At 63.5% G+C, this 23,359-nt stretch carries 20 protein-coding genes and 3 pseudogenes; 10 read left to right on the top strand and 13 right to left on the bottom strand.

Annotated elements, in window-relative coordinates; all coding sequences use genetic code 11:
• Window positions 1-32 precede the first annotated feature (32 nt).
• The 11 genes and pseudogenes from HK436_RS13545 to HK436_RS13500 all read right to left on the bottom strand — a co-directional run bounded on the left by HK436_RS13545 (window position 33) and on the right by HK436_RS13500 (window position 11,532).
• The gene (locus tag HK436_RS13545; RefSeq protein ID WP_312860599.1) at window positions 33-1,235 is read right to left on the bottom strand and encodes a beta-barrel domain-containing protein; all 1,203 of its coding nucleotides are present in this window, start codon (window positions 1,233-1,235) and stop codon (window positions 33-35) included.
• A gap of 4 nt (window positions 1,236-1,239) precedes the next feature.
• Entirely contained in the window at window positions 1,240-3,522 is a 2,283-nt protein-coding gene (locus tag HK436_RS13540) for a type I secretion system permease/ATPase (protein ID WP_244648954.1), read from the bottom strand.
• A gap of 8 nt (window positions 3,523-3,530) precedes the next feature.
• Entirely contained in the window at window positions 3,531-3,896 is a 366-nt protein-coding gene (locus HK436_RS13535) for a hypothetical protein (protein WP_173190544.1), read from the bottom strand.
• Window positions 3,893-4,474 (bottom strand): hypothetical protein, encoded by a 582-nt coding sequence (locus tag HK436_RS13530; protein ID WP_173190542.1) that lies wholly within the window; start codon window positions 4,472-4,474, stop codon window positions 3,893-3,895. Before HK436_RS13530 ends, HK436_RS13535 begins: the two co-directional genes overlap by 4 nt.
• Window positions 4,455-5,207 (bottom strand): annotated as a pseudogene (locus HK436_RS31415) (BapA/Bap/LapF family large adhesin); the annotation flags it as partial. The gene HK436_RS13530 and the pseudogene HK436_RS31415, both read right to left, overlap by 20 nt.
• 173 nt (window positions 5,208-5,380) lie before the next feature.
• On the bottom strand, window positions 5,381-6,577 hold the full coding sequence (locus tag HK436_RS31410; protein WP_244648952.1) for a hypothetical protein: 1,197 nt from the start codon (window positions 6,575-6,577) through the stop codon (window positions 5,381-5,383).
• Between the two features lie 172 nt (window positions 6,578-6,749).
• Window positions 6,750-7,076: pseudogene (locus HK436_RS33580) on the bottom strand (BapA/Bap/LapF family prefix-like domain-containing protein); the annotation flags it as partial.
• 520 nt (window positions 7,077-7,596) lie between these two features.
• Window positions 7,597-9,009, bottom strand: a complete 1,413-nt coding sequence (locus HK436_RS13515) for a TolC family outer membrane protein (protein ID WP_244648950.1) — start codon at window positions 9,007-9,009, stop codon at window positions 7,597-7,599.
• A gap of 145 nt (window positions 9,010-9,154) precedes the next feature.
• The gene (gene hdaA / locus HK436_RS13510) at window positions 9,155-9,850 is read right to left on the bottom strand and encodes a DnaA regulatory inactivator HdaA (protein ID WP_173190540.1); all 696 of its coding nucleotides are present in this window, start codon (window positions 9,848-9,850) and stop codon (window positions 9,155-9,157) included.
• A 13-nt stretch (window positions 9,851-9,863) separates the two neighbouring features.
• Window positions 9,864-11,003 (bottom strand): AI-2E family transporter, encoded by a 1,140-nt coding sequence (locus HK436_RS13505; RefSeq protein WP_173190538.1) that lies wholly within the window; start codon window positions 11,001-11,003, stop codon window positions 9,864-9,866.
• A complete protein-coding gene (locus HK436_RS13500) occupies window positions 10,984-11,532 on the bottom strand; it encodes a CDP-alcohol phosphatidyltransferase family protein (protein ID WP_173190536.1) in 549 nt (182 codons plus the stop codon). Before HK436_RS13500 ends, HK436_RS13505 begins: the two co-directional genes overlap by 20 nt.
• A gap of 200 nt (window positions 11,533-11,732) precedes the next feature.
• Here HK436_RS13500 and purM point away from each other — a divergent pair, with 200 nt between their 5' ends.
• The 4 genes from purM (at window position 11,733) to HK436_RS13480 (ending at window position 14,515) form a co-directional block, all read left to right on the top strand.
• Window positions 11,733-12,797 (top strand): phosphoribosylformylglycinamidine cyclo-ligase, encoded by a 1,065-nt coding sequence (gene purM, locus HK436_RS13495; RefSeq protein WP_173190533.1) that lies wholly within the window; start codon window positions 11,733-11,735, stop codon window positions 12,795-12,797.
• Window positions 12,794-13,492: a phosphoribosylglycinamide formyltransferase gene (gene purN / locus HK436_RS13490; RefSeq protein ID WP_173190531.1), complete on the top strand. Its 699-nt coding sequence runs from the start codon at window positions 12,794-12,796 to the stop codon at window positions 13,490-13,492. The genes purM and purN overlap by 4 nt, the downstream gene beginning before the upstream one ends.
• 73 nt (window positions 13,493-13,565) lie before the next feature.
• Window positions 13,566-13,997, top strand: coding sequence for a DUF1801 domain-containing protein (locus tag HK436_RS13485; RefSeq protein WP_173190529.1), 432 nt, complete (start codon window positions 13,566-13,568; stop codon window positions 13,995-13,997).
• A complete protein-coding gene (locus HK436_RS13480; RefSeq protein WP_173190527.1) occupies window positions 13,994-14,515 on the top strand; it encodes a SixA phosphatase family protein in 522 nt (173 codons plus the stop codon). Before HK436_RS13485 ends, HK436_RS13480 begins: the two co-directional genes overlap by 4 nt.
• 33 nt (window positions 14,516-14,548) lie before the next feature.
• On the opposite strand, the gene HK436_RS13475 is transcribed toward HK436_RS13480, so the two are convergent.
• Window positions 14,549-16,654: a molybdopterin-containing oxidoreductase family protein gene (locus HK436_RS13475; RefSeq protein WP_173190525.1), complete on the bottom strand. Its 2,106-nt coding sequence runs from the start codon at window positions 16,652-16,654 to the stop codon at window positions 14,549-14,551.
• A 74-nt stretch (window positions 16,655-16,728) separates the two neighbouring features.
• Between HK436_RS13475 and HK436_RS13470 the strand changes: the two genes are divergently transcribed.
• The 4 genes from HK436_RS13470 (at window position 16,729) to HK436_RS13455 (ending at window position 19,446) form a co-directional block, all read left to right on the top strand.
• Entirely contained in the window at window positions 16,729-17,577 is an 849-nt protein-coding gene (locus HK436_RS13470; RefSeq protein WP_173190523.1) for a 23S rRNA (adenine(2030)-N(6))-methyltransferase RlmJ, read from the top strand.
• Window positions 17,578-17,649: 72 nt separating this feature from the next.
• Window positions 17,650-18,093, top strand: a complete 444-nt coding sequence (locus HK436_RS13465) for a hypothetical protein (protein ID WP_173190521.1) — start codon at window positions 17,650-17,652, stop codon at window positions 18,091-18,093.
• A complete protein-coding gene (locus tag HK436_RS13460; RefSeq protein WP_312860598.1) occupies window positions 18,087-18,791 on the top strand; it encodes a ribonuclease T2 family protein in 705 nt (234 codons plus the stop codon). Before HK436_RS13465 ends, HK436_RS13460 begins: the two co-directional genes overlap by 7 nt.
• A gap of 58 nt (window positions 18,792-18,849) precedes the next feature.
• Window positions 18,850-19,446: a glutathione S-transferase family protein gene (locus HK436_RS13455; RefSeq protein ID WP_173190519.1), complete on the top strand. Its 597-nt coding sequence runs from the start codon at window positions 18,850-18,852 to the stop codon at window positions 19,444-19,446.
• A gap of 63 nt (window positions 19,447-19,509) precedes the next feature.
• On the opposite strand, the gene HK436_RS13450 is transcribed toward HK436_RS13455, so the two are convergent.
• Window positions 19,510-20,178 carry an outer membrane protein gene (locus tag HK436_RS13450; RefSeq protein WP_173190517.1) on the bottom strand — a complete coding sequence of 223 codons (669 nt, stop codon included), beginning with the start codon at window positions 20,176-20,178 and terminating at the stop codon, window positions 19,510-19,512.
• Window positions 20,179-20,516: 338 nt separating this feature from the next.
• Between HK436_RS13450 and HK436_RS13445 the strand changes: the two genes are divergently transcribed.
• Window positions 20,517-21,284 (top strand): SDR family oxidoreductase, encoded by a 768-nt coding sequence (locus HK436_RS13445; protein WP_173190515.1) that lies wholly within the window; start codon window positions 20,517-20,519, stop codon window positions 21,282-21,284.
• Window positions 21,281-23,348: pseudogene (gene uvrC / locus HK436_RS13435) on the top strand (excinuclease ABC subunit UvrC). The gene HK436_RS13445 and the pseudogene uvrC overlap by 4 nt, the downstream one beginning before the upstream one ends.
• Window positions 23,349-23,359: the final 11 nt, after the last annotated feature.

Raw genomic sequence — 23,359 nt, 5'->3', positions numbered from 1 at the left:
TGGAGACCTCCTCCGATAACCGGCGCGCGCGACTAACGCTCGCGCAGCGCCTCGCGCGCCCTGTTGAACGGCTTGATGAGATATTCGAGCACCGTCTTACCGCCGGTGTGAATGTCGACGGTTGCGATCATCCCCGGCACGATGGGGAACGTCTTGCCCGCATCGTTGGTCAGGGCGTCCTTTCCAGTCTTGATGAAGACCCGGTAGTAGTAGATGTCCTTGTCCACCTCGTCCTGGATCGTGTCGGGCGAGATGGTCGTCACATGCCCTTCCAGATCGCCGTAGATCGCGTAATCATACGCACTGATCTTGACCCGCGCCTCCTGTCCAGGCCGGATGAAGGCGATGTCACGCGGCGAGATGCGTGCCTCGATCAGAAGCTTGTCATCCAGCGGGATGATGTCCATCAGCTTGCCGTTGGGCGGAACGACTCCGCCGATCGTCGAGACCTCGATATTCTTGACGATGCCACGCACCGGCGAGCGGTGCGTGAGCCTTGCAAGGCTGTCGGAGCGGCCTTTGACCACCGGGGACAGCGAATTGACCTCGGCATTCGCCTTGGTTAGTTCCTCGCGCGCTCGCACGACATACTCGGCATTCATCTCGACCTTCTTGAGCTCGAGCTCCACGAGCTGGCGCTTGAGACGGATGACCTCGACATTGCTGGCGGCGCCGATGGCTGTCAGCGATTCGTTGATGTCCAGTTCGCTGCGGACCAGCGCCAGCGATTCCTCGACCCACTCCAGCGACTGCTCCAGGGCACGGCGACGCGCCTCGTAAAGCTCGGTTTCGGAAGCGATCAGTTCCGGATAGCCGTCGAGTTCCTTCGGGAATACGAGCGGGATCTGCTCGACCTCTGCCCGCAGGCGCGCGGACGCGGCGAGTGCTGCACGGTATTTGGCGGCGCTCTCCTCGACATTCGATTCCGACTTGGTGGGATCGAGCTGCGCAAGTATCTGACCGGGCTCCACCACCTCGTCCTCACGCACGTGCAGGGCCGCTACAATGCCGCCTTCGAGCGACTGAATGACCTGCTCGCGCGAGGTCGGCACCACGCGGCCGTCGCCGGCCGATACCTCGGCCAGCTCGGCGAAGTAGGCCCAGACGAGACCGCAGGCGAGCAGGAGGAAGACGATCCTGACGATGCGACCGGAACGGGAAAGCCGTACGCCATCGTCATCGCCATAGCTCCATTCTCCCAGGTCGGCCGGTGTATCACGCATTGTCATAGCCATGGCATCACGCTCCTTCAGCGCGGCGCGCAGCCGTTTCCGGCGTGCCGCGGAGATTGGCTGGTACTACCTTCTTGACCCCCTTCAGTGTCTTCAGTGCCTCTTCCTTGGTCTCGTCGAGCACCACCTGCCCGTTGTCGAACGCGATGATCCTGTCGACGAGATCGAGCACCCGCATGCGGTGGGTCGCGATCACCACCGTGCGCTCATGGCTCCACGCCCGGAAACGCGTGATGAAGGCGCGCTCCGTGGCTTCATCCATCGCGGCGGTCGGTTCGTCCAGGAGCACGATCGACGGATCGCGGATCAGCAGCCGCGCTAGCAGCAATGCCTGCTGCTGGCCGCCGGACAGCCCGCGCCCGCCTTCCAGGATGGGATGATCGAGGCCGCGCGGCAGCTTGCGGATGAAATCGTCTGCGCCGACCATGGCGAGTGCGTCCAGCAATGCCGGCTGCCCAGCGTGCGGAGCGCCCATGGTGACGTTGTCGCGGATGGTGCCGTGAAACAGGCGGGAATTCTGCGTCAGCAACCCGACGCCACGCCGCACGTCGGCGGGATCGATCTGGCTGAGGGCGAGATCGTCTAGATGAACCTCGCCGAGCGCAGGCTCCATCAGGCCGGAAAGACCGAGCAGGAATGTCGACTTGCCGGCGCCGTTCTTGCCAAGCAGCGCGATTTTCTCGCCCGCTCCGATCGCGAGGCCGCGAACCGTGAGCGCCGGCTTCGCGGCGGCATCGCCATAATGAAAGACCGCATCCTTCATGCGGTACGCGCCCTTGAGCACGGGCGCGCTGACACGGGTCTCGGCCTCGGGATGATCGACCGGCATGTGCATGATGCTGTCTATGCTTTTGAGCCCGACACGCGCCTGCTGGAAACGCGCGAGCACCTGGGTGATCTGGGCCATCGGCGCCATCATGCGCGAACCCAGGATGGAGCAGGCGACGAGCGAACCGGTGGTCATGTCGCCCGCCATCACCATCGGCGCGCCGATGAAGACGATGACCGCGAAAGTGCTGGTCTGGACGCCATGGCTCCACGCCGTGAGCGAATTGGTGATGGAGCGCTGCCGCAACTGCGCCTCGGCCGTGACGGCGTTGAGGTGGTTCCAGCGCTGCTGGAAGCGGTCTTCCGCCTGCAGCGCCTTGATGTCCTCGATGCCCTGGATCGCCTCCACCAGCATGGCGTTCCGGAGAGACGCTTCGCGCATCGATTCGTTGGCACTCGCGCGCAGCCGGCGCTGAGCAAGCAGGCCGGGCAGGACCAGGAGCACCAGCGCCGTGGCTGGCACCGCCGCCAGCACGCCGCCGATCTGCAGGAAGATAAACAGGAACAGGATGAAGAACGGCAGATCCGCGACGGCCGCGAGTGTCGTCGACGTCAACAGCTCGCGCACCTGTTCGAGATCGCGAAGTTGGGAAATAAATGTGCCGGTGGAGCTTGGCCGCACGCGGTTCTTCACCCGCAGGGCATGGCCGAACACCATGTCCGACATGCGCATGTCGGTGCGCTTGCCGACGATGTCGATGATGCGCGTGCGCACACGGCGCATCGCGAAGTCGAACGCGACCGCGAGCATCACGCCGATGAACAGGACGTAGAGCGTGCTGTAGGAATGCGCCGGCACAACCCGGTCGTAGACCTGCATGGAAAACAGCACGCCTGAAAGGGCAAGCGTGTTGGCGACCAGCGAGGCCAGCATCACGTGGCCATAGGGCCGTATGTCGCTGAAGGCCAGGCGTCGGAACCAGTGCCGGCGATATGGCGCGATGTAGGCATCCACCCGCTCGTCAGCCATTGCGCGTTCGGGGCGCGGAATGACGAGATGCCGCGTTTCGTGCATCAATGTGTCGACGGGAATGGAAACGGACTGGCCGCCGTCGCCGCTGAAGACGACCGACGCATTACCATCGCCGCTGAGCGTCATGATGACGCCGACCGAGCGATCGTTGAGCTGGACGATGACGGGCAGGCGCCAACTCGTCAGCGAGATCGACAACGGGTCGGCCTGCCGCACCCGCAGACCCAGCTTGCGCGCGAGGCGACCGATCTGGGTGGCGGCGTCGTCGCCTTCAAGAGCGCGGCCAAGCTGCAGGGCGCCACGCGGCGAAAAGGGAACGTTATAGTGACGGGCTACATGCTCAAAAGCATCTATCCAGGCTTCCAGCTCAGTCCGTCCGAAGCCGCTGGCTACGTTTGGTTCGATCTGTAGCTCGGGGTCGATCATGATGCCTTCAGTTTTCTCCAGTTGCCCGGCGATGCGCGGCGCCGTAGCGCCGCGCGCACTCATTTCGGCGGTCAAACGACCGAGTTGTTTTCGGTCCAGTCGTCATCCGTCACCAGATGGCCGAACGGATCGACGGTCTCGGTGCTTGCCTCGACCATGCTTTCCTGCATGACCGCCGCTCCATCGAACGCTGTATCCTCGGCCGGTGCATCACCGAGATTGTCGATACCGCCGAGCGGGATGTCCTGGTCGTCGCCTTCGTCGAGAGTCAGGGCCAGTTCCTCGGTCGTGGAATGCGTCCCGCCGTCCTGATGTTCGTCCTGGGACGCCACCTCGAGGTCGTCGATACCCACGACATCGTCGCTGAACAATGCCAGCGGAGCACCCGCGACGCCCGCCCCCGAGGGGGTCACCGTGACATCGACACTGCCCGTCACGACCGCACCGGTCGGATGGACGAGTTGATAGGTGAAGCTGTCGAGCTGCGGCGTATCGAAGTATGCGGAAGCTGGATCGGGGGTGTAGGTGTAGTTGCCCCCGCATCGACCGTAAGGGTGCCGTATGTGCCCTGAACGGTTACCGGCGACCCGCTCGGAATCTCGACGAAGGAGCCGAGATCGGCGTCGAAGATCTGAACCGTGGTGAACTCGGACCCCGGCTCGTCATTGTCGAGCAGGTTTCCGTTGTCACCGGTGGAGGTCTCGATCTCGAACTGGTCGAGGTAGGTGACATCGACGTCAGTCGTCACGCTGACTCCCGTCGATACCAGTGTACTGGTCAATGTTACGCGTACCCGATACGTCCCCTCATCAAGCGCCAATGCGCCGAGGTCCAAGGATGCAACCGTGCCGACGGCTCCAACGAGCATGCTGTATGGATCGCTTGCTACGGTCTCCCATACGCCCGGGCTCGTCTCCTGCTCCAGGAACAGCGTGCCGCTTGAAAGGGCCGCCAGCACCACAGAAACATCGATGCTGCCTGACACGTCCATCTGGTCAGTGATGACAAAGCTCACTGGTGTACGACGTGCTTCCGCCGAGTGCACCCAGAGATGCCGCTCCGCTATCGTCAAAGAACGCATCATCGCTCACATTGGCCCAGACGACCGACGCGCCGCCTGCATCATCCGTCGTGCTGAAGCCCAACGTCGCCGGCTGGTCCGGATTGGCGGGGTCGAACGTCAGCGCCACGCTGTCGCTGCCGATCTGCGCGTAGAGCGTTGCCGTCGCCGTGTTGCCCGTATCCGGGTCGAACAGCGTGTACTGGAACTGATCGACCTGGCCTATGGCGGCCGCATCCTCGTTCGGCGTGTAGGTGTATGAGCCGTCCTGGTCGATCACCAGCGTGCCGTAGGTGCCGATGATCGTCGTGCCACCGGCAAGGATCGCTTCGCCGTTGACCTCCGAGACGATCGTCGTCGGCGTGACGACATCGGAGTCGCCATCGCCATTGACATCGGTGATGACATTGCCGCTGGCAGGCTCCACCTCGTAGCCGCCGATCTCCGTGTAATCGAGATCGGTTCCCCCTACACCGAGTTCGCCAAGGACACCCAAGCCCACACCTTCGAATGTCACGAAGGCACGATATTGACCCGCATCAAGCGTTGCGGTGGCCTGATAGGTGTTGCCGCTAAGCAGACCGATGTCGAGGACGGTCGCCTCGCCCGAGCCGTCTATACCGACCCACTGGCCCAGCTCCGGATCAAACTTCTGCACCACTACTGCGTAGTTACTGAGCACGCCCAGTGACGCGAGCGCACTGTAGTCGAAGTCGGCTTCAAGTGTGTGGCCTTCCTCGACATTGAATTCCACGCTCGGGGTACCGAGCACCGTTGCCTGCAGGTCCAACACGCCCACGGACACGAGCGCAAGGTAGTTCGCGTCACCTAGATCGACGTCCGTCGAGGTCGGCAGGATGTTCAGGCCGGCGTTGCCGATATCGTCGAAAGCTTCGATGTCGGCGTCTGCATCGGCGTCCGCATCTGCGTCAGCGTCAGCATCGGCATCCGCGTCTGCATCGGCGTCCGCATCTGCATCCGCATCGGCGTCAGCATCGGCATCTGCGTCGGCGTCGGCATCTGCGTCAGCGTCGGCATCCGCGTCAGCGTCGGCATCAGCATCCGCATCCGCATCTGCGTCAGCATCCGCATCGGCATCCGCATCTGCGTCAGCGTCAGCATCCGCATCCGCATCCGCATCTGCGTCAGCATCCGCATCCGCATCCGCATCTGCGTCAGCGTCAGCGTCAGCATCCGCATCGGCGTCAGCGTCGGCGTCGGCGTCAGCATCGGCGTCTGCATCAGCGTCAGCATCCGCATCGGCGTCGGCGTCCGCGTCTGCATCAGCGTCGGCGTCGGCGTCAGCATCCGCATCGGCGTCCGCATCCGCGTCAGCATCGGCATCAGCGTCTGCATCGGCATCGGCGTCTGCATCAGCATCTGCGTCTGCATCAGCATCAGCATCCGCATCCGCATCAGCGTCAGCGTCAGCATCGGCATCAGCGTCCGCATCTGCATCAGCGTCTGCATCAGCATCCGCATCTGCATCTGCATCAGCGTCCGCATCTGCATCGGCGTCGGCATCTGCATCAGCGTCTGCATCAGCGTCTGCGTCCGCGTCTGCATCAGCATCCGCGTCGGCATCAGCATCCGCGTCGGCGTCAGCGTCTGCATCGGCGTCTGCGTCGGCATCAGCATCCGCATCGGCATCTGCGTCGGCATCCGCATCAGCGTCGGCATCCGCATCAGCGTCCGCATCTGCGTCGGCATCGGCGTCTGCGTCAGCATCGGCGTCTGCGTCTGCGTCCGCGTCCGCATCTGCGTCGGCATCAGCATCTGCGTCGGCATCCGCATCAGCGTCTGCATCCGCGTCAGCATCCGCATCTGCGTCGGCATCCGCATCTGCGTCGGCATCAGCATCTGCGTCGGCATCCGCATCAGCGTCTGCATCCGCGTCAGCATCCGCATCTGCGTCGGCATCAGCATCTGCATCCGCATCAGCGTCGGAATCTGCATCAGCGTCAGCGTCAGCGTCGGCATCGGCGTCTGCATCCGCGTCAGCGTCCGCATCTGCGTCGGAATCCGAATCGGCATCAGCGTCTGCGTCAGAATCGGCATCTGCATCCGAATCAGAATCCGAGTCCGCGTCGGCATCCGAGTCCGAGTCAGCATCAGCGTCTGCATCCGAGTCGGCGTCTGCATCGCCATCATCACCGCCGCCGCCGCCCAGGGCGAGACCACCGGCTGCCAGAAGGCCCAGGCCAGCAAGACCGAGGATCGAATCATCCCCGCTGGAGGCAGCGACAAGCTCGTCGACCGACTCGATCTGCGAGAACTGGAAATCGGCAAGGCCTTCTGAGTGCTCGCCCAGCCAGAGATTGCCGTCCTCGTCCTCCAGAACGAGCTGGCTCTGCTCCTCTCCCGCCGCGTAGAAATTGCCGATCCTGACAGCTTCTCCCGACGTCAGTCGCAGCACGAGATCGTCGCCTTCGCGCGCCGCCGAAACCACATCTCGCGGCGACAGCGACAGCTTGACCACGCTGGGATTGTTCAGGACGACATCGCCATCGGGGAAACTTTGCGATGTTCCATTGGATTTATCGGTAACAACTGCCACCACTGGACTGCCTCCTCATTGCCTGAGCCCGCCGCAAGGATTCGGCAATCGCCGAGCCCCCGCCAAACAGCGTTTCATCAAGTTTTCAATCAGAGACGGCGGTGCCTTACCCAGGCAAACTACTGCGATACAAGCCGCCGCAGGCTCGTTCCGCCTGCTGCGGATACGGCCTTCATGTCCCACAATCGGCCATATCGTGAAAATGTTGGCAAATGGAAACGCACAACTGTGCCAGTTCGGAACATGAAACGTTAAGCTTGCATTTATAACTTACTACGTTCCACCGCGCATTTTTATTAAAATTTTACGCAATGGTTGTTTTTACATATATTTCTGATTATCATTTACTTATATGCAAGGCGCTTTCTAGGCGATTCTACTTTAGCGACGAATCGTGTGCAGCCGATTTGGCATTACGCCATCCATATCCACCCGTTATCCGCGATGAAAACACGCGCGACGGCCGTGCCATACTGGCACAGTTGCGCCATTTGCAGGCAGCGGCAGGGCCCATGCCCCGCTACAGGGACACACCGAAAAGCGGTTTGCCCTCCAGTGCGAACTTTCCGCGCAAATCGCCAGCGCTGTAAGCGCAGTCGATGGCAAGCCTCTGAAGATCGTATCGTATGTTGATCTCGTCAAACCGCGCCGCGTGAAACTCCTGGTCCGCGTTGAGCAGATCCAGCAGCGTGCGGGTGCCAAGCTCGAGATACTGGGTCTGATAGAGACTGCGTGTTTCGTCCATCATCGCCTGGCGCTTCGTCAACGATGCAAGAAGCGCGCGCATGCTTGCAATCTGACCAGTCGCCTCGGTGAGGCTGCGACGGATTTCCACCTGCGCACGCTGCTTGGCAGCCTCGGACGAGCGCAGCGCGTGTCCGGCGGCGGCACGACGTGCGCCGGCTTCTCCGCCATTATAGATGCTGCCGGTGACGTTCAGGCCAATCGTGTAGTCCGGGTCGCTTGAACCGATACGCGTCAGGTCGGTGCCTACTCCCGCATCCAGCGACACCGTGGGCAGGCTTTCGGCCCGGCTGAGGCCGATCTGCGCGACGGCGGCGGACCGTTCCGCCTCCGCCTGCATCACCGCCGGAACGCGCGACCAGTCGGGGTCGACCGAATCGCATGCCTTGGACAGCCAGCCCGGAGCGCGTGCGCCGCGCGCCATCGCGCCATTTGTGCCCGTCAACGCCGCGAGCGCGCTAGTCCAACGGCGGGTCTGCGCCTGCACTTCAAGGGTCGTCGCCTCTGCGGCCTGAACACGGGCGGCCGCCTGAAGCTCGTCCGACCGGGTGCTGGCGCCTTTTTGCGTGCGCGATTTGACCAGATCGAGGATGGCGCTGGTATCCTTCACCTGGTCGCTCGCCACCCCGGCGAGCGCCTTGTTGCGCTGCACCTCGATCGCGGCCTGGGCCGTCTCGCGTATCAGATCATCCACGGCCATAAGCACCTGCGACTTGCGGCCTTCTATGCCGGCAGTCGCGATCTTCACGTGTCCGTCGACCTTGCCGAAATCGTAGATCATCTGCGATGCGCTGACGTCGAGGCTCGGCCGATAGTCGCCCTCGCGCGAATCGAAATTGGTATTCACGCCCCAACTCACGCGTGGCCGGTAGCCCGCGCGCGCCTCGTTGACCGCCTCACCCTGCTGGTTGAGCCTGCTCACGGCCTCGACGACGGAGGGGTGGTAAGAGACAGCGTGCTGTACCGCGCTTTCAAGCGTCAGCGGTCCCTTGGGCGGCGTTTGCGGCGCTGCTGCGCCCGCATCCGTCGCGGCGGCGGTGCGTGGAGCCGTGCCGGGAGCGGTATCGCGGGTCGTCGACGATACAGTCACCGGATCAACGGTATCGGGCTTCGGGTTACCCGCGCAGGCGGATACGATTGCTGCCGCACTGACAGACAGGATCGCAACCATGCGGCGTGGCTGGCGCATCGACGGAACTCCGCAAATCGATGTCGAACTAAAGCCACCTGCCAACGCGGGAACTTGATGGGCGGGCGAAGCGCAGACCAACGTGCCGGCGCTTGCCGAGTGTAGACCCGATTATGGTTAACCGTTCGTTAGCGGGGCGCCAGCGCTAAAGGTCGAACCGGCCCTGTCCCGTATCCATCGCATCCACCACCTGCGCGGCAAGCGCCCGGGTTATCCGCGATTTGTGCTCCAGCGCGGCATGATCGAGCCGTGCCACGACATCGATAGCCGTCGACAGGGATCGTTCGATCCGTCGGACGAGAAACTGCACGACATGCGGCTCGACCTCGACCTGCCGGTCGGCGAAAAGCTTGGTGACCACGCCGGCCAGAAGCGCATCGTCGGGTTCGTGGATCTCGACGGTGGACGCCGCCTTGAGCCGGGATTCCAGATCGGGAAGCTTTACGCCCCATGCCAGCGGGAAACGCCGTGCCGTCAGCAGCAGCGTGGTTCCGGCCTGGCGCACCGCATTGATGAGATGGAAAAGGCCTGCCTCGTCGATCGGTGCGGAATCCACGTCGTCGATCAGCACAGGCCCCCTGCCCGACGCTTCGACAGCCTCCGCCGCGAGCCTGCCGGGCGCGAATTCGGTAGCGCCGCTCAGCTCCCGCCAGATGGCCGCCAGATGGGATTTGCCCGAGCCGGCCGGCCCGGCGAGCACGACAACGGGCGATGGCCAGTCCGGCCAGCGATCCACCAGCGCCGTCGCAGCGATATTGGACGGGCCGACGACGAGGTCGTCACGGCTTTGCGCGGGGTTGTGCGCGAGGTCCAGCGGCAACTGCCTCGGTCGTGTCGACATGCGTTGCACTGTCCTACTTCGACGCGGACTCTTCGTCCACCGCGTGGCCGCGATAGAGCGGCGAGGCTAGGTAGCGCGAAAGGCCGAAACGCACCAGGACACCCACCGCGGCTGCCGCTGGCACGGCGACGAGCAGGCCGACGAAGCCGAACAGCGCGCCGAAGGCGAAGAGTGCGAACATAAGCCACACGGGGTGCAGCCCGACGCTCTTGCCCACGAGGTTGGGCTGCAGGATGTTGCCCTCGACGAACTGGCCGGCAAAGAAGATGGCCGCCACCGCCGCCACCCAGTGCCATTCCGGCCAGAACTGGACCAGCGCGACACCGATCGACAGAACGAGGCCGAGCAGCGAGCCGACATAGGGGATGAAGCTTACGAGCCCTGCGAACAGCCCGATCAGCAGGCCGAAATTCAGACCGACAGCGGTGAGGCCGATGGCGTAGAAGACGCCGAGGATGATGCAGACGGTGCCCTGCCCGCGCACGAAGCCTGCCACGGCACGGTCGATGTCGAGCGCGATCTGCCGCACGGTTCCCAGATGGTCCCGAGGAACCCAGCTATCGACGCGCGCGACCATCTTGTCCCAGTCCAGCAGCATGTAGAAAGCCACCACGGGGGTGATGACGAACAGGCCGGCGATGTCGATCAGCGTCTTGCCGGAACTCAGGATCGACGAGAACAGACCCGAGATGAAGCCCCCGGCCTGGGTGAGCAGCGAGTTGAGCCCATCGCGGAGCGACGCAGGGTCAACGCCGAGACGCTGGCTCAGCCATTCCGCGTCGACGCCAGTCACCAGCGCCTGCAGCCGGGACATGTAGTCCGGCAGGCGACCGATGAAGTCAGCCAACTGCGAGGCCAGAACCGGGATGATGAGCATAAGCCCGATGACCAGCGCGATCAGGAACATGATGAGGATGAGGACCGTGGCAGCCATGCGCGACAGGCCCCTGCGCTCCAGCCAGTCGGCCACGGGATCCAGGAAATAAGCCAGGATCATGCCGGCGAAGAACGGCAGCAGGATCGCAGAGAACAGGTAGAGAAAGCCGATGAGGACGGCAGCGGCCACCAGCCAGAAGATCACCTGCCGGCGAAAGGCCGACGCGACGACGACTTCGACCGCCTTTTTCTGGAGTTCAGCTTCCTGCTTGTTCATAGCGGCCCATATGCCTCAGCCATTCCACGAGATAGGCCGCCGCCGAAGCCACGGTCAAGAGGGCGGAAGCAATGACCAGAAGCAACCTAGCCGGACCGAACATGGTGTCTAAAGCCAATTCGGCGAGAACGACGATCGCCAGAACGATCTGCGCCGCGGTGTTCGCCTTGGAAACGAACAACGGCTTCATCGCAACGGGGTTCCCCATCAGGTTCGAAAGCAGCACCGCGGCGACGATCAGCGCGTCGCGCGAGACCGCGGCAATCACCAGCCAGAGCGGCAGCTCGCCCATATAGCCCAGGACCACGAAGACGCTGACCAGCAGCAGCTTGTCGGCCATCGGGTCGAGATAGGCGCCGAGTTCGGACCTCTGGTTGAAGTGCCTCGCTATGAAGCCGTCGATGCCATCGGACAGGCCGGCGACGACGAAGCAGACCAGCGCCCATTCCTTGTTGTCCGTCACCAGTGCCCAAATGACCGCCGGGACGAGCAGGAAACGGAAGATCGTGATGAAATTGGGTATGGTCACGCCTGCAATTCTCTCCCATGGCGCTGCATCGGCGCCTGTTAGATGATCGCGGCCGCCGTTGCGATCAAGATGCCACGTTTCTCCGTCCACGTATCCACGGTTTAAGTCGTCCCGTGCCTGTCCACAGGCGTGCTTGTGCTTGCCCGCGCGGTCGCTTCGTGCGAAGAGCCCGCCTTGAATCAGGATCGGGGCGCGCAGCCATGAGCGAACGTAAGAACGGCCTCACCTATGCCGATGCGGGCGTCGACATCGACGCAGGCAACGCGCTTGTCGAAAAAATCAAGCCGATGGTGCGCTCCACGCGCAGGCCCGGCGCCGACGGCGAGATTGGCGGCTTTGGCGGCCTGTTCGACCTAAAGGCTGCCGGTTTCGGCGATCCGATACTCATCGCTGCCAATGACGGCGTCGGCACAAAGCTGAAGGTCGCGATCGAGGCGGGCCGGCACGATACGGTCGGCATCGACCTCGTCGCCATGTGCGTCAACGACCTCGTCGTGCAGGGCGCGGAGCCGCTGTTCTTCCTCGACTATTTCGCTACCGGCAAGCTCGACCCCGACCAGGGCGCGGCCATCGTCAGCGGCATCGCAGAAGGCTGCCGGCAAGCGGGATGCGCACTCATCGGCGGGGAAACGGCCGAGATGCCCGGCATGTACAGCGAAGGCGACTATGACCTTGCAGGATTTGCGGTGGGTGCGGCCGAGCGCGGGCAATTGCTGCCGACCGACGACATGGTCGAAGGCGATATCGTTCTGGGGCTCGCCTCCTCGGGCGTTCATTCCAACGGCTATTCGCTGGTTCGCCGCATCGTGGCATCCTCGGGTATCGGGTGGGACGACAGGGCACCGTTCGACGGTTACCGCTCGCTTGGCGAGGCGCTACTGACACCGACGCGGATCTACGTCAAATCCGTTCTTGCCGCGATCCGCTCGACCCACGGCATCAAGGCGCTGGCGCATATCACCGGTGGCGGATTTCCGGAAAACATACCCCGCGTGCTGCCGAAGGATTTCGCAGCCGAGCTGGACCTCGACGCGATCGACGTACCGCCGGTATTTTCGTGGCTTGCCAAGACCGGCGGCGTAGCCCCTGCGGAAATGATGCGCACCTTCAACTGCGGGATCGGCATGGTGATGGTGGTGGCTGCCGGCCAGGCCGCACAGGTCGCCGCCGTTCTGGCTCAGCAGGGCGAGGAGGTGACGACCATCGGACGGATCATGCCGCGCCGCGAGGCCGGCGTCGTATATCGTGGAGAAATTGGCCTGTGAGTACCGCACGCAAACGCGTCGTCATCCTGATTTCGGGACGCGGCTCGAACATGAACGCCCTGATCGAGGCGACCGGCGACCCCGCCTACCCGGCCGAGATCGTCGGCGTCATCGCCGACAAGGCCGATGCGAAAGGCCTGTCGGTCGCCGCGGCGCAGGACATCGAGACGATGGCCATCACCAAGGCGGACCACGCCGACAAGGCAGCAATGGACGAAGCGCTGGATGCGAAGCTGAAAGAGCTCCGCGCCGACATCGTCTGCCTGGCAGGCTACATGCGGCTGCTTTCGCCAGCCTTCACCGAGAAATGGGCCGGCCGCCTTATCAACATCCACCCCTCGCTGCTGCCGCTTTTCAAAGGTCTCGATACCCATGAACGCGCGCTCAAGGAAGGGATGCGAATCCACGGCTGTTCCGTGCACTTCGTGACGGCGGAAATGGATGGCGGCCCGATCATCGCGCAGGCCGCGGTGCCAATCCTGCCCAACGACGACGCAGATACGCTTGCCGCGCGCGTTCTGGGCGTGGAGCACCAGCTCTATCCGCTGGCATTGCGTCTCGTTGCCGAGGGCAAGGCGCGCATGGAGAACGGCCGCGCCGTGCTCAGCGGCGTGGGCGCAGAAGGCAGCCTGCTTTCGCCTGGATCGGCCAGCGAAGCCGTCGACATCGAGAGCCTTGCCCGCATGACGCCCTGAAGACTGCTGCCATGCGCTGGCAGCAGCAATGCGCTAGGATGGCCGAAAATGGATTTGCCACAAGCGACCGGCCATGCCTGACACAGAGACGACACCAACGTTCGACAATGCCGATGTGGCCGCAACTTTCGACGGCTACCCCCGTCCGTCGCAGGACAAGCTCCTGGACCTCCGCCGCCTGATCTTCGACACGGCGGCGGAGACGGCAGGTGTCGGCCACATCGAAGAAACGCTGAAATGGGGGCAGCCAAGCTATCTGACCCCGCAGACGCGTAGCGGCAGCACGATCCGCATCGATGCGATCAAGGATGATCCGCAGCGTTTCGCCATATATTTTCATTGCCAGACCGATCTGGTGGCGACGTTCCGGCGTCTCTATCCCGACAGCTTCGCGTTCGAGGGCAATCGCGCCATGCATTTTTCCGCCTCGGACGCGTTGCCGGAAGACGAGTTGAAGCACTGCATCGCGCTGGCGCTGACCTATCACAGCCGCAAGAAGGCATGACGGAGAGAAGCCTGCTCCTGCTGCGTCACGCGAAATCGAGCTGGGACGACCCGTCGCTCGACGATTTCGACCGGCCGCTGGCAAAGCGCGGGCGCGAGGCGGCTTCGAGGATTGCCGAGGAGATGGCGCTGCGCGGCTGGCAGCCGGACCACGCGCTCATCTCGCCGGCGCTGAGGACGCGACAGACGTGGGAACTGGTTGCGGAAATCCTGCGGGGCAACTTTCCACGCGACTTCGTGCCGGCGATCTACGAGGCACCGGCCGCGCGTATTCTGGAGGCCGTCAGGTCAGCCCCTGACGAAGCGGGCTGCCTGCTCGTCGTCGGGCATAATCCGGGTCTTGAGGAACTTGCCGCCCTTATAGCCTCGCAGGAAAGCAACGACGAGGCGATGGCGAGGCTGTCAGCCAAGTTTCCGACGGCCGCCATTGCGCGCTTCGGCTTTGGCGGACCATGGCGGGCGCTCGGACCTGGCGCGGCTATGCTTGAAGGGTTCGTCACGCCGAAAGAGCTTGGCTGAAACCCGGCAACGTGAGCCCTGCCTCACACCGCTTCAGAGAGCCCTTACCCACACCTTATTGTCGTGGAAAGCAGCACCACCGTAGGGCGCAGGGGCGTCCGCGCCGGTGAGCACATTGATGCCCTCGCCGCGCTCGTGATCGGAATTCGGCCAAATGCCCTCCGCCACCACCACGCCGCGTCGTACGCCGTCGAACAGCTTCGCGTGGAGCACCACCTCGCCGCGCGTGTTGCCGATCTCGACCCGTCCGCCGTCCGAAACACCCAGCGCTTCGGCATCGCCCGGGTGGAGCAACAGTTCGGGCCGCCCTTCACGCTTCCGCGATCCAGGTGTCTCGGTGAAGCTGGAATTGAGGAAGGTGCGCGCCGGCGATGTCGCGAGACGGAAGGGGTGCTCCTCGTCGGCAACCTCGATCAGCTCCACATGGTCCGGAAACTCGGGCAGTTGATGGTGAGGGCCGAAGATGCCCATGGATTTCGGCGGGCGGTTCGGCGCGGCCTGGCCGGTCCAGTCGGGCCGGAAGCGGTACCTTCCATCGGCATGGCCGAAGCCCTTGATGTAATGCGCGTCCTCGAAGGGCGGCTGCAGGTCCGCCCAGCGCTGCTCTCGGAAGGTGTCGAAGGTGCCGAGGCCCCTGGCAGCAAGCATGACGTCGATGTGCTCGCGCTCCGTCATGCCGAAGCCCGGCAGATGGGAGACGCCGAGCCGCTTCGCCAGTTCCTCGATCACGAAATGATTGGTGCACGGACCTTCCGGCGGCTCGATCAGCTTGGGGCCGAGTGTGACGTGCTGGTTGCCGCCGCCCTTGTAGATGTCGTCATGTTCCATGAACATCGTTGCCGGCAACACGACGTCGGCCAGCTTCGCCGTGTCCGTCATGAACTGTTCGTGGACGCAGGTGAAGAGATCGTCGCGAAGGAAGCCCTGCTTCACAAGGCGTTGCTCGGGCGCGACGTTTGCGGGATTGGTGTTCTGGATCAGCATCGCCGTGACTGGCGGCCCACCATAGAGCGCGTCCTCATGGCCCATCAGCACCGGCCCGATGCGCGAATGGTCAAGATGGCGGATGTTCGGGTCGCGCAGGCTGGTGCCTTCCAGCAGTTGTGTGTCGAGCTTCAGTATCCCGGAATTGGAGTGGAACGCACCGCCGCCCTCATATTGCCAGCAGCCGGTGACAGCGGCGACCGACAGTGCCGCGTGCATGTTGACCGAGCCGTTGCGCTGGCGCGCGAAGCCGTAGCCCAGCCGGAAAAACGTCTTATTCGTCGTTCCGATCAGCCGTGCGAAGGCTTCGATCTCCTCCACCGAAAGGCCCGTGATCCCAGAGGCCCATTGCGGCGTGCGCGTCGCCAGATGCGCCTCGAGGCCCTTCGGATCGTCGGTGTATTTCTCGAGATAGGCCCAGTCCGCCATGCCCTCGCGAAAAAGCACGTGCATGACCGCGCAGGCGAGCGCGCCGTCCGTGCCGGGCTTGAGGGTCAGGCCCATGTCGGCCTGCTTCATGGTGGCGTTTTCGTAGATGTCGATGACGACGATCTTGGCGCCGCGCTCCTTGCGGGCCTTGATCGCATGGGTCATCACATTGACCTGGGTGACGACGGCGTTGGTGCCCCAGATCACCACGCAATCCGACTTTGCCATCTCGCGCGGATCGGAGCCGGCGAGCTTGCCGGTGCCCATCATCCAGCCGGTCCAGGCAAGGTTGGTGCAGATCGAGCCGAAGAAGCCGGAATATTTCTTGGCGTGGCGCAGCCGCTCGATGCCGTCGCGCTGCACGAGGCCCATGGTGCCAGCATAGAAGTAAGGCCAGACGGTCTCCGAGCCGTATTTCTCCTCCGCCGCGATGAATTTCTCCGCCACGAGGTCGAGTGCGGCTTCCCAGCTCGCTTCCTTCCATGCGCCCTCGCCCTTGGCTCCAGCGCGGACGAGCGGCTTCGTCAGCCGGTCAGGATGGTGGATGCGTTCTGCATAACGCGCGACCTTGGCGCAGATGACGCCGGCGGTGTAGCTGTTGTCCTTGGCACCATGCACACGCCCGATCGTGCGCTCGTCGAGGAGTTCGACATCGAGCGCGCAGGTGGACGGGCAATCGTGCGGGCAGGCCGAATGGCCGGTGCGGATTTTGGCATGCTGGTTCATGGTGTAAGACCTAGCCGAAATCGAGCGCGCGGAGTAGAGCCAGCTTCGCAAAAGGCAAGCCAGACGGAGCAGGCATGAACTACCGCCACGCCTATCACGCCGGAAATTTCGCCGACGTGGTCAAGCACCTGCTGCTGACGCGCATCATCGAATATCTCAAGCGCAAGCCGGGGGCATTCCGTGTGATCGATACGCATGCCGGCACCGGGCTTTACGACCTGTCTTCGGAAGAAGCGCAGAAAACCGGTGAATGGCGCGACGGCATCGGCAGGCTACTCGATGCCGCGCTGCCTGACGCGGCGGCGTCATTGGCTGCGCCCTATCTCCACGCGGTTCGCGCGTTCAACGTCGGTCATCCATTCCGCTACTATCCCGGCTCGCCTGTCCTGACGAAACAGCTATTGCGCGGCGCCGATAGGTTGACCGCAATCGAGCTGCATCCGGATGACTGTTTCGCGCTGCGGACACGCTTTGCCGGCGACTGGCAGGTGCGGGTAATCGAACTCGACGGCTGGCTCGCCATGGGCTCGCAGGTGCCGCCGAAGGAAAAGCGCGGGCTTGTGATCGTCGATCCGCCATTCGAGAAGGAAGGCGAATTCAAGCGAATCGTGGATGGCCTTCAGAAAGCACATCGCCGCTGGCCGGGCGGCACCTACGCGCTTTGGTATCCCATCAAGGACCACAATGCGGTGACGGCCATGCGCGAGATGCTGAAACAGACCGGCATACCGAAGATCATGGACGTGGTCTTCGAACTGCGGCAGCCCTCGCCGGAACCACGTTTCGATGGTACGGGGATGATCGTCGTCAATCCGCCCTATGTCCTCGAGGACGAACTGAAGGTTCTGCTGCCGGCGCTGCGCGACGTGCTTGCCGAAGACCGGTCGGCACTTGCGGAAACCGTATGGCTGACGCCTGCTTGACCAGCGGCAAGGCTTTGACCAGACTGCCGCGGCGGCGGGAATCGCGCGCTCAACAACAGGCCGGAGGCCCCAATGATCCGTTTCGCCAGACTGCTTCTGGCTTCGATGCTCGCTCTGTCGGGAGCAGTCGTTGCCGCGTCGGCGGCCGACCCGGTTGCTGTGCGCATCGACGAGCCCGGCATCTGCGGCAACGAGAAGGTGCTGAGCAAGATCACCAATCGCTTCCGCCACCAGGTGCGCAACGTGCCGCGGCTGCCGCAGGTCGACATCGTCGATTTCTACCGGATCAGCGAAACGCGTTACCAGCCCAGCCATGCCGAGCGACCGATCGACAGGCGCTATTGCCATGCGACCGCTGCACTCTCCGATGGCCATAGCCGCGACGTCTGGTACCTGATCGAACGCCCGATGGGCTTCGCCGGCATCGGCAGCAATGTCGAGTTCTGCGTGTCGGGCTTCGACCGCTGGAACGTCTATAACAGCCGCTGCCGGGTCCTCCGCCCAGCAAAGTGGTAATCTTCACGGCCAGAATTATTCAGGCGCCGCTGCTGGCAGTGTTGCTGGTCGCGAGCGCCTGCGCTCCATCCGCGTCCCAGCAGCCGGACCTGCCTACGGGTGACGGGTTCGATTTCTTCGTCCTATCGTTATCCTGGTCGCCTAGCTACTGCGCGGCGGAAGGGTCCGATGCCAATCGCCAGCAATGCGGGACCGGTCGGGATCACGCTTTCGTGGTGCACGGCCTATGGCCGCAGTTCGAAAGCGGCTGGCCCGAATTCTGCGACAGCACCGAACCGGAGCGCGTTCCCGACGCGACTGTGCGGCAGATGCTCGACGTGATGCCGTCTGCTGGTCTTGTCGGCCACCAATGGCGCAAACATGGATCCTGCGCCGGCATGAGCCAGCAGGACTATTTCTCCGTGGTGCGCGCCGCGCGCGATCGCATCAATATCCCTACCCGCTTCGCCCGGTCGGCCAAGCGCGTGGAGATCGAGCCGGACGATGTCGAGGCGGACTTCATTGCCGCCAATCCGACGATGCCGGAGGATGGCATCGCGGTGACCTGCGACGGGCGCTTCGTGCGCGAGGTGCGCATCTGCATGACGAAGGAACTGGAATTCCGCTCATGCGCGGAAGTGAACGCACGCGCCTGCCGGATGCCCCGCGCCCTGATGCCGGCGCCGGGGGCTGAGGCTGGACCAACTCCGACGGATTGATGCCAACCGAGCAAAGCAATAGCGTCTGCCCCGGATGAATCGCTCCTGGAGTTCACGCATGCCCGTCGTCTTGTACTCACCCGCCTCCCCCTACAGTGCCAAGGTTCGCATGGCAGCCGCATGGTGCGGCATAGAAGTCGATGCAAAGGTGGTCGACACCAATGCCGAACCGGCACAACTGATCGACGCCAATCCGCTGGGCAAGATCCCGGTACTGATCACCGATGACGGTGAGACCGTCTACGACAGTCGCGCCATCACGCAGTATCTCAATCGCCTCTCCGGCAATGCGCTTTTTCCGCGCAACGCCCAGAAGCGGCTGGAAGCGGAAAGGCTGGAGGCATTGGCCGACGGCATCTGCGATTGCCTGCTCGCACATGTTTATGAGCGCCGCAGCCGTCCGGAAGACATGGTCCACCAGCCCTGGCTCGACAAACAGTGGGCGAAGGCCGAGCGTGGGCTTGACGCATTGAACGCCAACCCGCCGAAGATGACCAAGAAGGCGACCGGCGGGCAGATCGCCATGCGGGCGATGCTCGGTTACCTGGCATTGCGCTTCGACGGCAAATGGGAGCGCGGTCGCTCAAAGCTGACACGCTGGGCAAAGCGCTTCGACGAGCGTTTTCCGGAACTCGCCGCGCTGACGCCGCGCTAGAGGGCGCGCAAAAGAAAGGCCCGGATCGCTCCGGGCCTTCTTTTACTGTTCGTCGTTGGACGATCAGAACTTGATACCAACACCCATCGTCACGCGGTGGTTGCTGGAATCGATGTCCGCAGTGCCGACGCCCGGGAGCGTGAACTCCTTGGAGCCGTAGTCGGTGTAGCGATACTCGCCACGCGCAAACACCTGATCGGTCAACTTGACGTCCGTACCAGCGCCGACCGTGTAGCCGAGCATGGTGTTGGTGTCGGCATTGCCGGTCGCGTCTTCGGTGATGCGCAGACGCTCAGCGGCGAGACCTGCCGTACCATAGAGCAGGATGTCGTCGGTCACAGCCACACCGGCGCGGCCGCGGATCGAGCCGTCCATGCGCGAACGCGCAGTGAACGTGCCGTCGGAACCGTCGATGTTGCTGTAGTTCACGTCGCCTTCAACACCGTACACGAACTGGCCGTTCTGCATGTTGAAACCGCCGAACGCACCGCCGAGCCAGCCATTGGTGCCGATCGAGCCACCGGTGCCATCGGACACGTCGCCCGAGAAGCCGTAACCAGCCTGAACACCGGCGTAAGGGCCGGCCCAAGTGCTGACCGGAGCGGCCTGAACGATCGGTGCAGGTGCCGGGGGCTCCTGGTACACAACGTCAGCCGCCATTGCCGGGACGGTGAATGCCGCCAGGCCCAGGCCTGCGGCTGCCTTGATGGCAAATCTGGTCTTGGTCTGCATGTTATTCTAACTCCTTTGCCGCAGGAAGCTTTACGCGCTTCCCCCTTGGTTTGACGCCCTCGCCGTAACGGGAGGCAAACGGTCGTCGGCGTCCACGGTTCCCTACTTGGTCCCCGATTGCGGCTGAACAACACCTGAAAGTAGGTGTTTCATCGGCGAGAATGAGGCTGAAACTTGACGTTGCGATTTGGCAACACCGGTGTCAGGTGCCCGTGGCGCAGCGCCGGGGTCCGGCTTGGTTGCAGGCGAAAGCTGGCCTATATCAAGGTTTTCCGGCTTCCCGAATCCTGAGAAGGAGCCGATGGAAGACCGGCCAAATCCTTGAGGACGACCGCTTCATGGTAAAGGAAGAGTTGACAGTCGCCCTGGTTACAGGCGGGGCGCGGCGTGTTGGCGCAGCGATCGTACGCGACCTCGCGGCCAACGGGTTTGCCGTGGCGATTCACTGCAACACTTCGCGCGGTGAGGCCGACGCTCTGGCCGCTGAAATCGCCTCGGCATGCGGGCAGGCACATGTCGTTCAGGCAGACCTGAACGACATGAATGCGGTCGATCGCATCATACCAGAGGTACAGGCAGCTCTCGGCCCGGTGAGATTGCTGGTCAACAACGCATCCCTGTTCGAGGACGATGCGGCCGACGATTTCAACTGGCAGGTCTGGGACCGGCATTTTGACGTTCACCTCAAGGCACCCGTGGCGCTGGCGCGGGATGTCGCCACATCCCTGCCGAAAGGCGTCGAGGGCCTGGTCGTGAACGTTATCGACCAGAGGGTGTGGCGGCTCACCCCGCGCTTCTTTTCATACACCTTGTCGAAATCGGCGCTGTGGACAGCCACTCAAACCATGGCGCAGGCCTTCGGCCCGCGCCTTCGCGTCAATGCGATCGGGCCGGGCCCGACGCTCAAGAACGAACGGCAGGACACGGACGACTTTCGCAAGCAGAGCGACGCCCTGCTCCTCAAGCGGGGGCCGGACCTGTCCGAATTCGGCGCGACGATCCGCTATCTGTGGCAGGCGCGCTCGGTGACCGGGCAGATGATCGCGCTCGACGGAGGCCAGCACCTCTCCTGGAAAACGCCGGACGTCTATGGAGTGGCCGAATGAAGCCGCCCATCCCCAAACACGACCCGCTTCGCCCGAAAGCCGATGAGGACGTCGCAGGGATCATGCCCGGCGATGACGCTGACGACGATACCGAGCTCGCAGAAACTGCCGAACCCGCAGCCGAAGTCGCTCTCGACATCGAATGGGGCACACTGACGGCCGGCACGGGGAGAGCAAGGCCGGCATCGAGGTCATACAAGAGCTGGTGAAGCGTCTGCCGAATGCGCCCGGCGTCTACCGGATGATGAACACAGCCGGCGACGTGCTCTATGTCGGCAAGGCGCGCAGCCTCAAGAAGCGCGTCACCAACTACGCGCAGGGGCGCGGCCACACCAATCGCATCGGGCGCATGGTGCGCGAGACCGCGGCGATGGAATTCGTCGTCACCCGTACGGAAACCGAAGCGCTGCTGCTGGAAGCGATCTGATCAAGCGCTTGCGACCGCGCTTTAATGTGCTTCTGCGCGACGACAAGTCGTTTCCATATATCCTGATGACCGATCATCCCTCGCCGGGCATCTTCAAGCATCGCGGGGCGCGCTCGCGAAAGGGCGACTATTTCGGCCCGTTCGCATCGGCTGGCGCGGTCGACCGCACCATCAACGCCCTTCAGCGCGCATTCCTCCTGCGCTCCTGCGCCGACTCGATGTTCGAGAACCGGACGCGGCCGTGCCTGCTTTTCCAGATCAAGCGCTGCTCCGCGCCCTGCACGGGCGAGATCGACAGCGAGGGGTATGCGGAGCTTGTGCGCGAGGCGAAGGCGTTCCTCACCGGACGCTCCAGCAAGGTGAAGGCCGAGATTTCGGGCGCCATGCAGGAGGCCTCGGAAGCGCTAGACTTCGAGCGGGCAGCGATCTACCGCGACCGGCTTGCAGCACTTTCGCACATTCAGAGCCACCAGGGAATCAACCCGCAATCTGTCGAGGAAGCGGACGTGTTCGCAATCCATCAGGAAGGCGGGCAGAACTGCATCGAGGTGTTTTTCTTCCGCACCGGCCAGAACTGGGGCAACCGCGCCTATTTCCCCAAGGCCGATCCGTCGCTGGAGGCAGGCGAGGTGCTGGGGGCCTTCCTGGCGCAGTTCTACGACGACAAGCCCTGCCCGCGCACCGTACTCCTTTCGCACGAGGTTGAGGAGCACGCCCTGCTTGCCGAGGCGCTGGCGACCCGTGCCGGACACAAGGTTACCGTTTCGGTTCCGCGACGCGGCGAGAAGAAGGACCTGACCGACCACGCCTTGCAGAATGCGCGCGAAGCGCTGGGGCGCAGGCTGGCGGAGACCTCGTCGCAGGCGCGGCTGCTGGCGGGCCTTGCCGAGACGTTCGGGCTGGAAAGAACGCCGCGCCGCATCGAGGTTTACGACAACTCGCACATCATGGGCACCAACGCGGTCGGCGCGATGATCGTGGCGGGACCGGAAGGTTTCGTGAAGAACCAGTATCGCAAGTTCAACATCCGCTCGACTGACATCACGCCCGGCGATGATTTCGGCATGATGCGGGAGGTGATGGAGCGGCGTTTCTCGCGGCTGCTGAAGGAACACGGCGCGAAGGAGGAGGCCGATGCCGGGACCGAAGCCGATGACGACCTAGTGGCCGACACGCTGCCGGCATGGCCGGACCTGATCCTGATCGACGGTGGCCAAGGACAGATGTCCGCCGTGCGCAAGATCCTGGCGGACCTGGGGATCGCCGAGCGGGTGACGGCTATCGGCGTCGCAAAGGGCGTGGACCGCGATGCCGGTCGCGAACGTTTCTTCGTGACGGGCCGCGAGCCTTTCATGCTGCCGGTGCGCGACCCCGTGCTGTACTTTGTCCAGCGGCTGCGCGATGAGGCACACCGTTTCGCCATCGGGTCGCATCGTGCCCGCCGCAAGAAGGAAATGGTGAGAAACCCGCTCGACGAGATCGCAGGCATCGGCCCCGGCAGAAAGCGAGCGCTGCTGCATCATTTCGGCACCGCCAAGGCCGTCAGTCGTGCCGGGGTGGACGACCTGATGGCGGTGGACGGGATTTCGGAGCGGGTCGCCCGTCAAATATATGGCCATTTTCACGAGAATGGATGAGCCAGATGCCG

Source organism: Neoaquamicrobium sediminum (assembly GCF_013240295.1).
Classification (GTDB): Bacteria; Pseudomonadota; Alphaproteobacteria; order Rhizobiales; family Rhizobiaceae; genus Aerobium; species Aerobium sediminum.
Note: the sequence above shows the minus strand (reverse complement) of the source record. Positions and strands in the feature narration are given on the sequence as shown.

Excerpts from the sequence above, each read along its gene's own strand:
- HK436_RS13545 (WP_312860599.1), bottom strand. The coding sequence starts at position 1,235 with ATGGCTATGACAATGCGTGATACACCGGCCGACCTGGGAGAATGGAGC.
- HK436_RS13540 (WP_244648954.1), bottom strand. The coding sequence starts at position 3,522 with ATGAGTGCGCGCGGCGCTACGGCGCCGCGCATCGCCGGGCAACTGGAG.
- HK436_RS31410 (WP_244648952.1), bottom strand. The coding sequence starts at position 6,577 with ATGCCGATTCTGACGCAGACGCTGATGCCGATTCGGATTCCGACGCAG.
- HK436_RS13515 (WP_244648950.1), bottom strand. The coding sequence starts at position 9,009 with ATGCGCCAGCCACGCCGCATGGTTGCGATCCTGTCTGTCAGTGCGGCA.
- hdaA (WP_173190540.1), bottom strand. The coding sequence starts at position 9,850 with ATGTCGACACGACCGAGGCAGTTGCCGCTGGACCTCGCGCACAACCCC.
- HK436_RS13505 (WP_173190538.1), bottom strand. The coding sequence starts at position 11,003 with ATGAACAAGCAGGAAGCTGAACTCCAGAAAAAGGCGGTCGAAGTCGTC.
- purM (WP_173190533.1), top strand. The coding sequence starts at position 11,733 with ATGAGCGAACGTAAGAACGGCCTCACCTATGCCGATGCGGGCGTCGAC.
- HK436_RS13485 (WP_173190529.1), top strand. The coding sequence starts at position 13,566 with ATGCCTGACACAGAGACGACACCAACGTTCGACAATGCCGATGTGGCC.
- HK436_RS13480 (WP_173190527.1), top strand. The coding sequence starts at position 13,994 with ATGACGGAGAGAAGCCTGCTCCTGCTGCGTCACGCGAAATCGAGCTGG.
- HK436_RS13475 (WP_173190525.1), bottom strand. The coding sequence starts at position 16,654 with ATGAACCAGCATGCCAAAATCCGCACCGGCCATTCGGCCTGCCCGCAC.
- HK436_RS13470 (WP_173190523.1), top strand. The coding sequence starts at position 16,729 with ATGAACTACCGCCACGCCTATCACGCCGGAAATTTCGCCGACGTGGTC.
- HK436_RS13465 (WP_173190521.1), top strand. The coding sequence starts at position 17,650 with ATGATCCGTTTCGCCAGACTGCTTCTGGCTTCGATGCTCGCTCTGTCG.
- HK436_RS13455 (WP_173190519.1), top strand. The coding sequence starts at position 18,850 with ATGCCCGTCGTCTTGTACTCACCCGCCTCCCCCTACAGTGCCAAGGTT.
- HK436_RS13450 (WP_173190517.1), bottom strand. The coding sequence starts at position 20,178 with ATGCAGACCAAGACCAGATTTGCCATCAAGGCAGCCGCAGGCCTGGGC.
- HK436_RS13445 (WP_173190515.1), top strand. The coding sequence starts at position 20,517 with ATGGTAAAGGAAGAGTTGACAGTCGCCCTGGTTACAGGCGGGGCGCGG.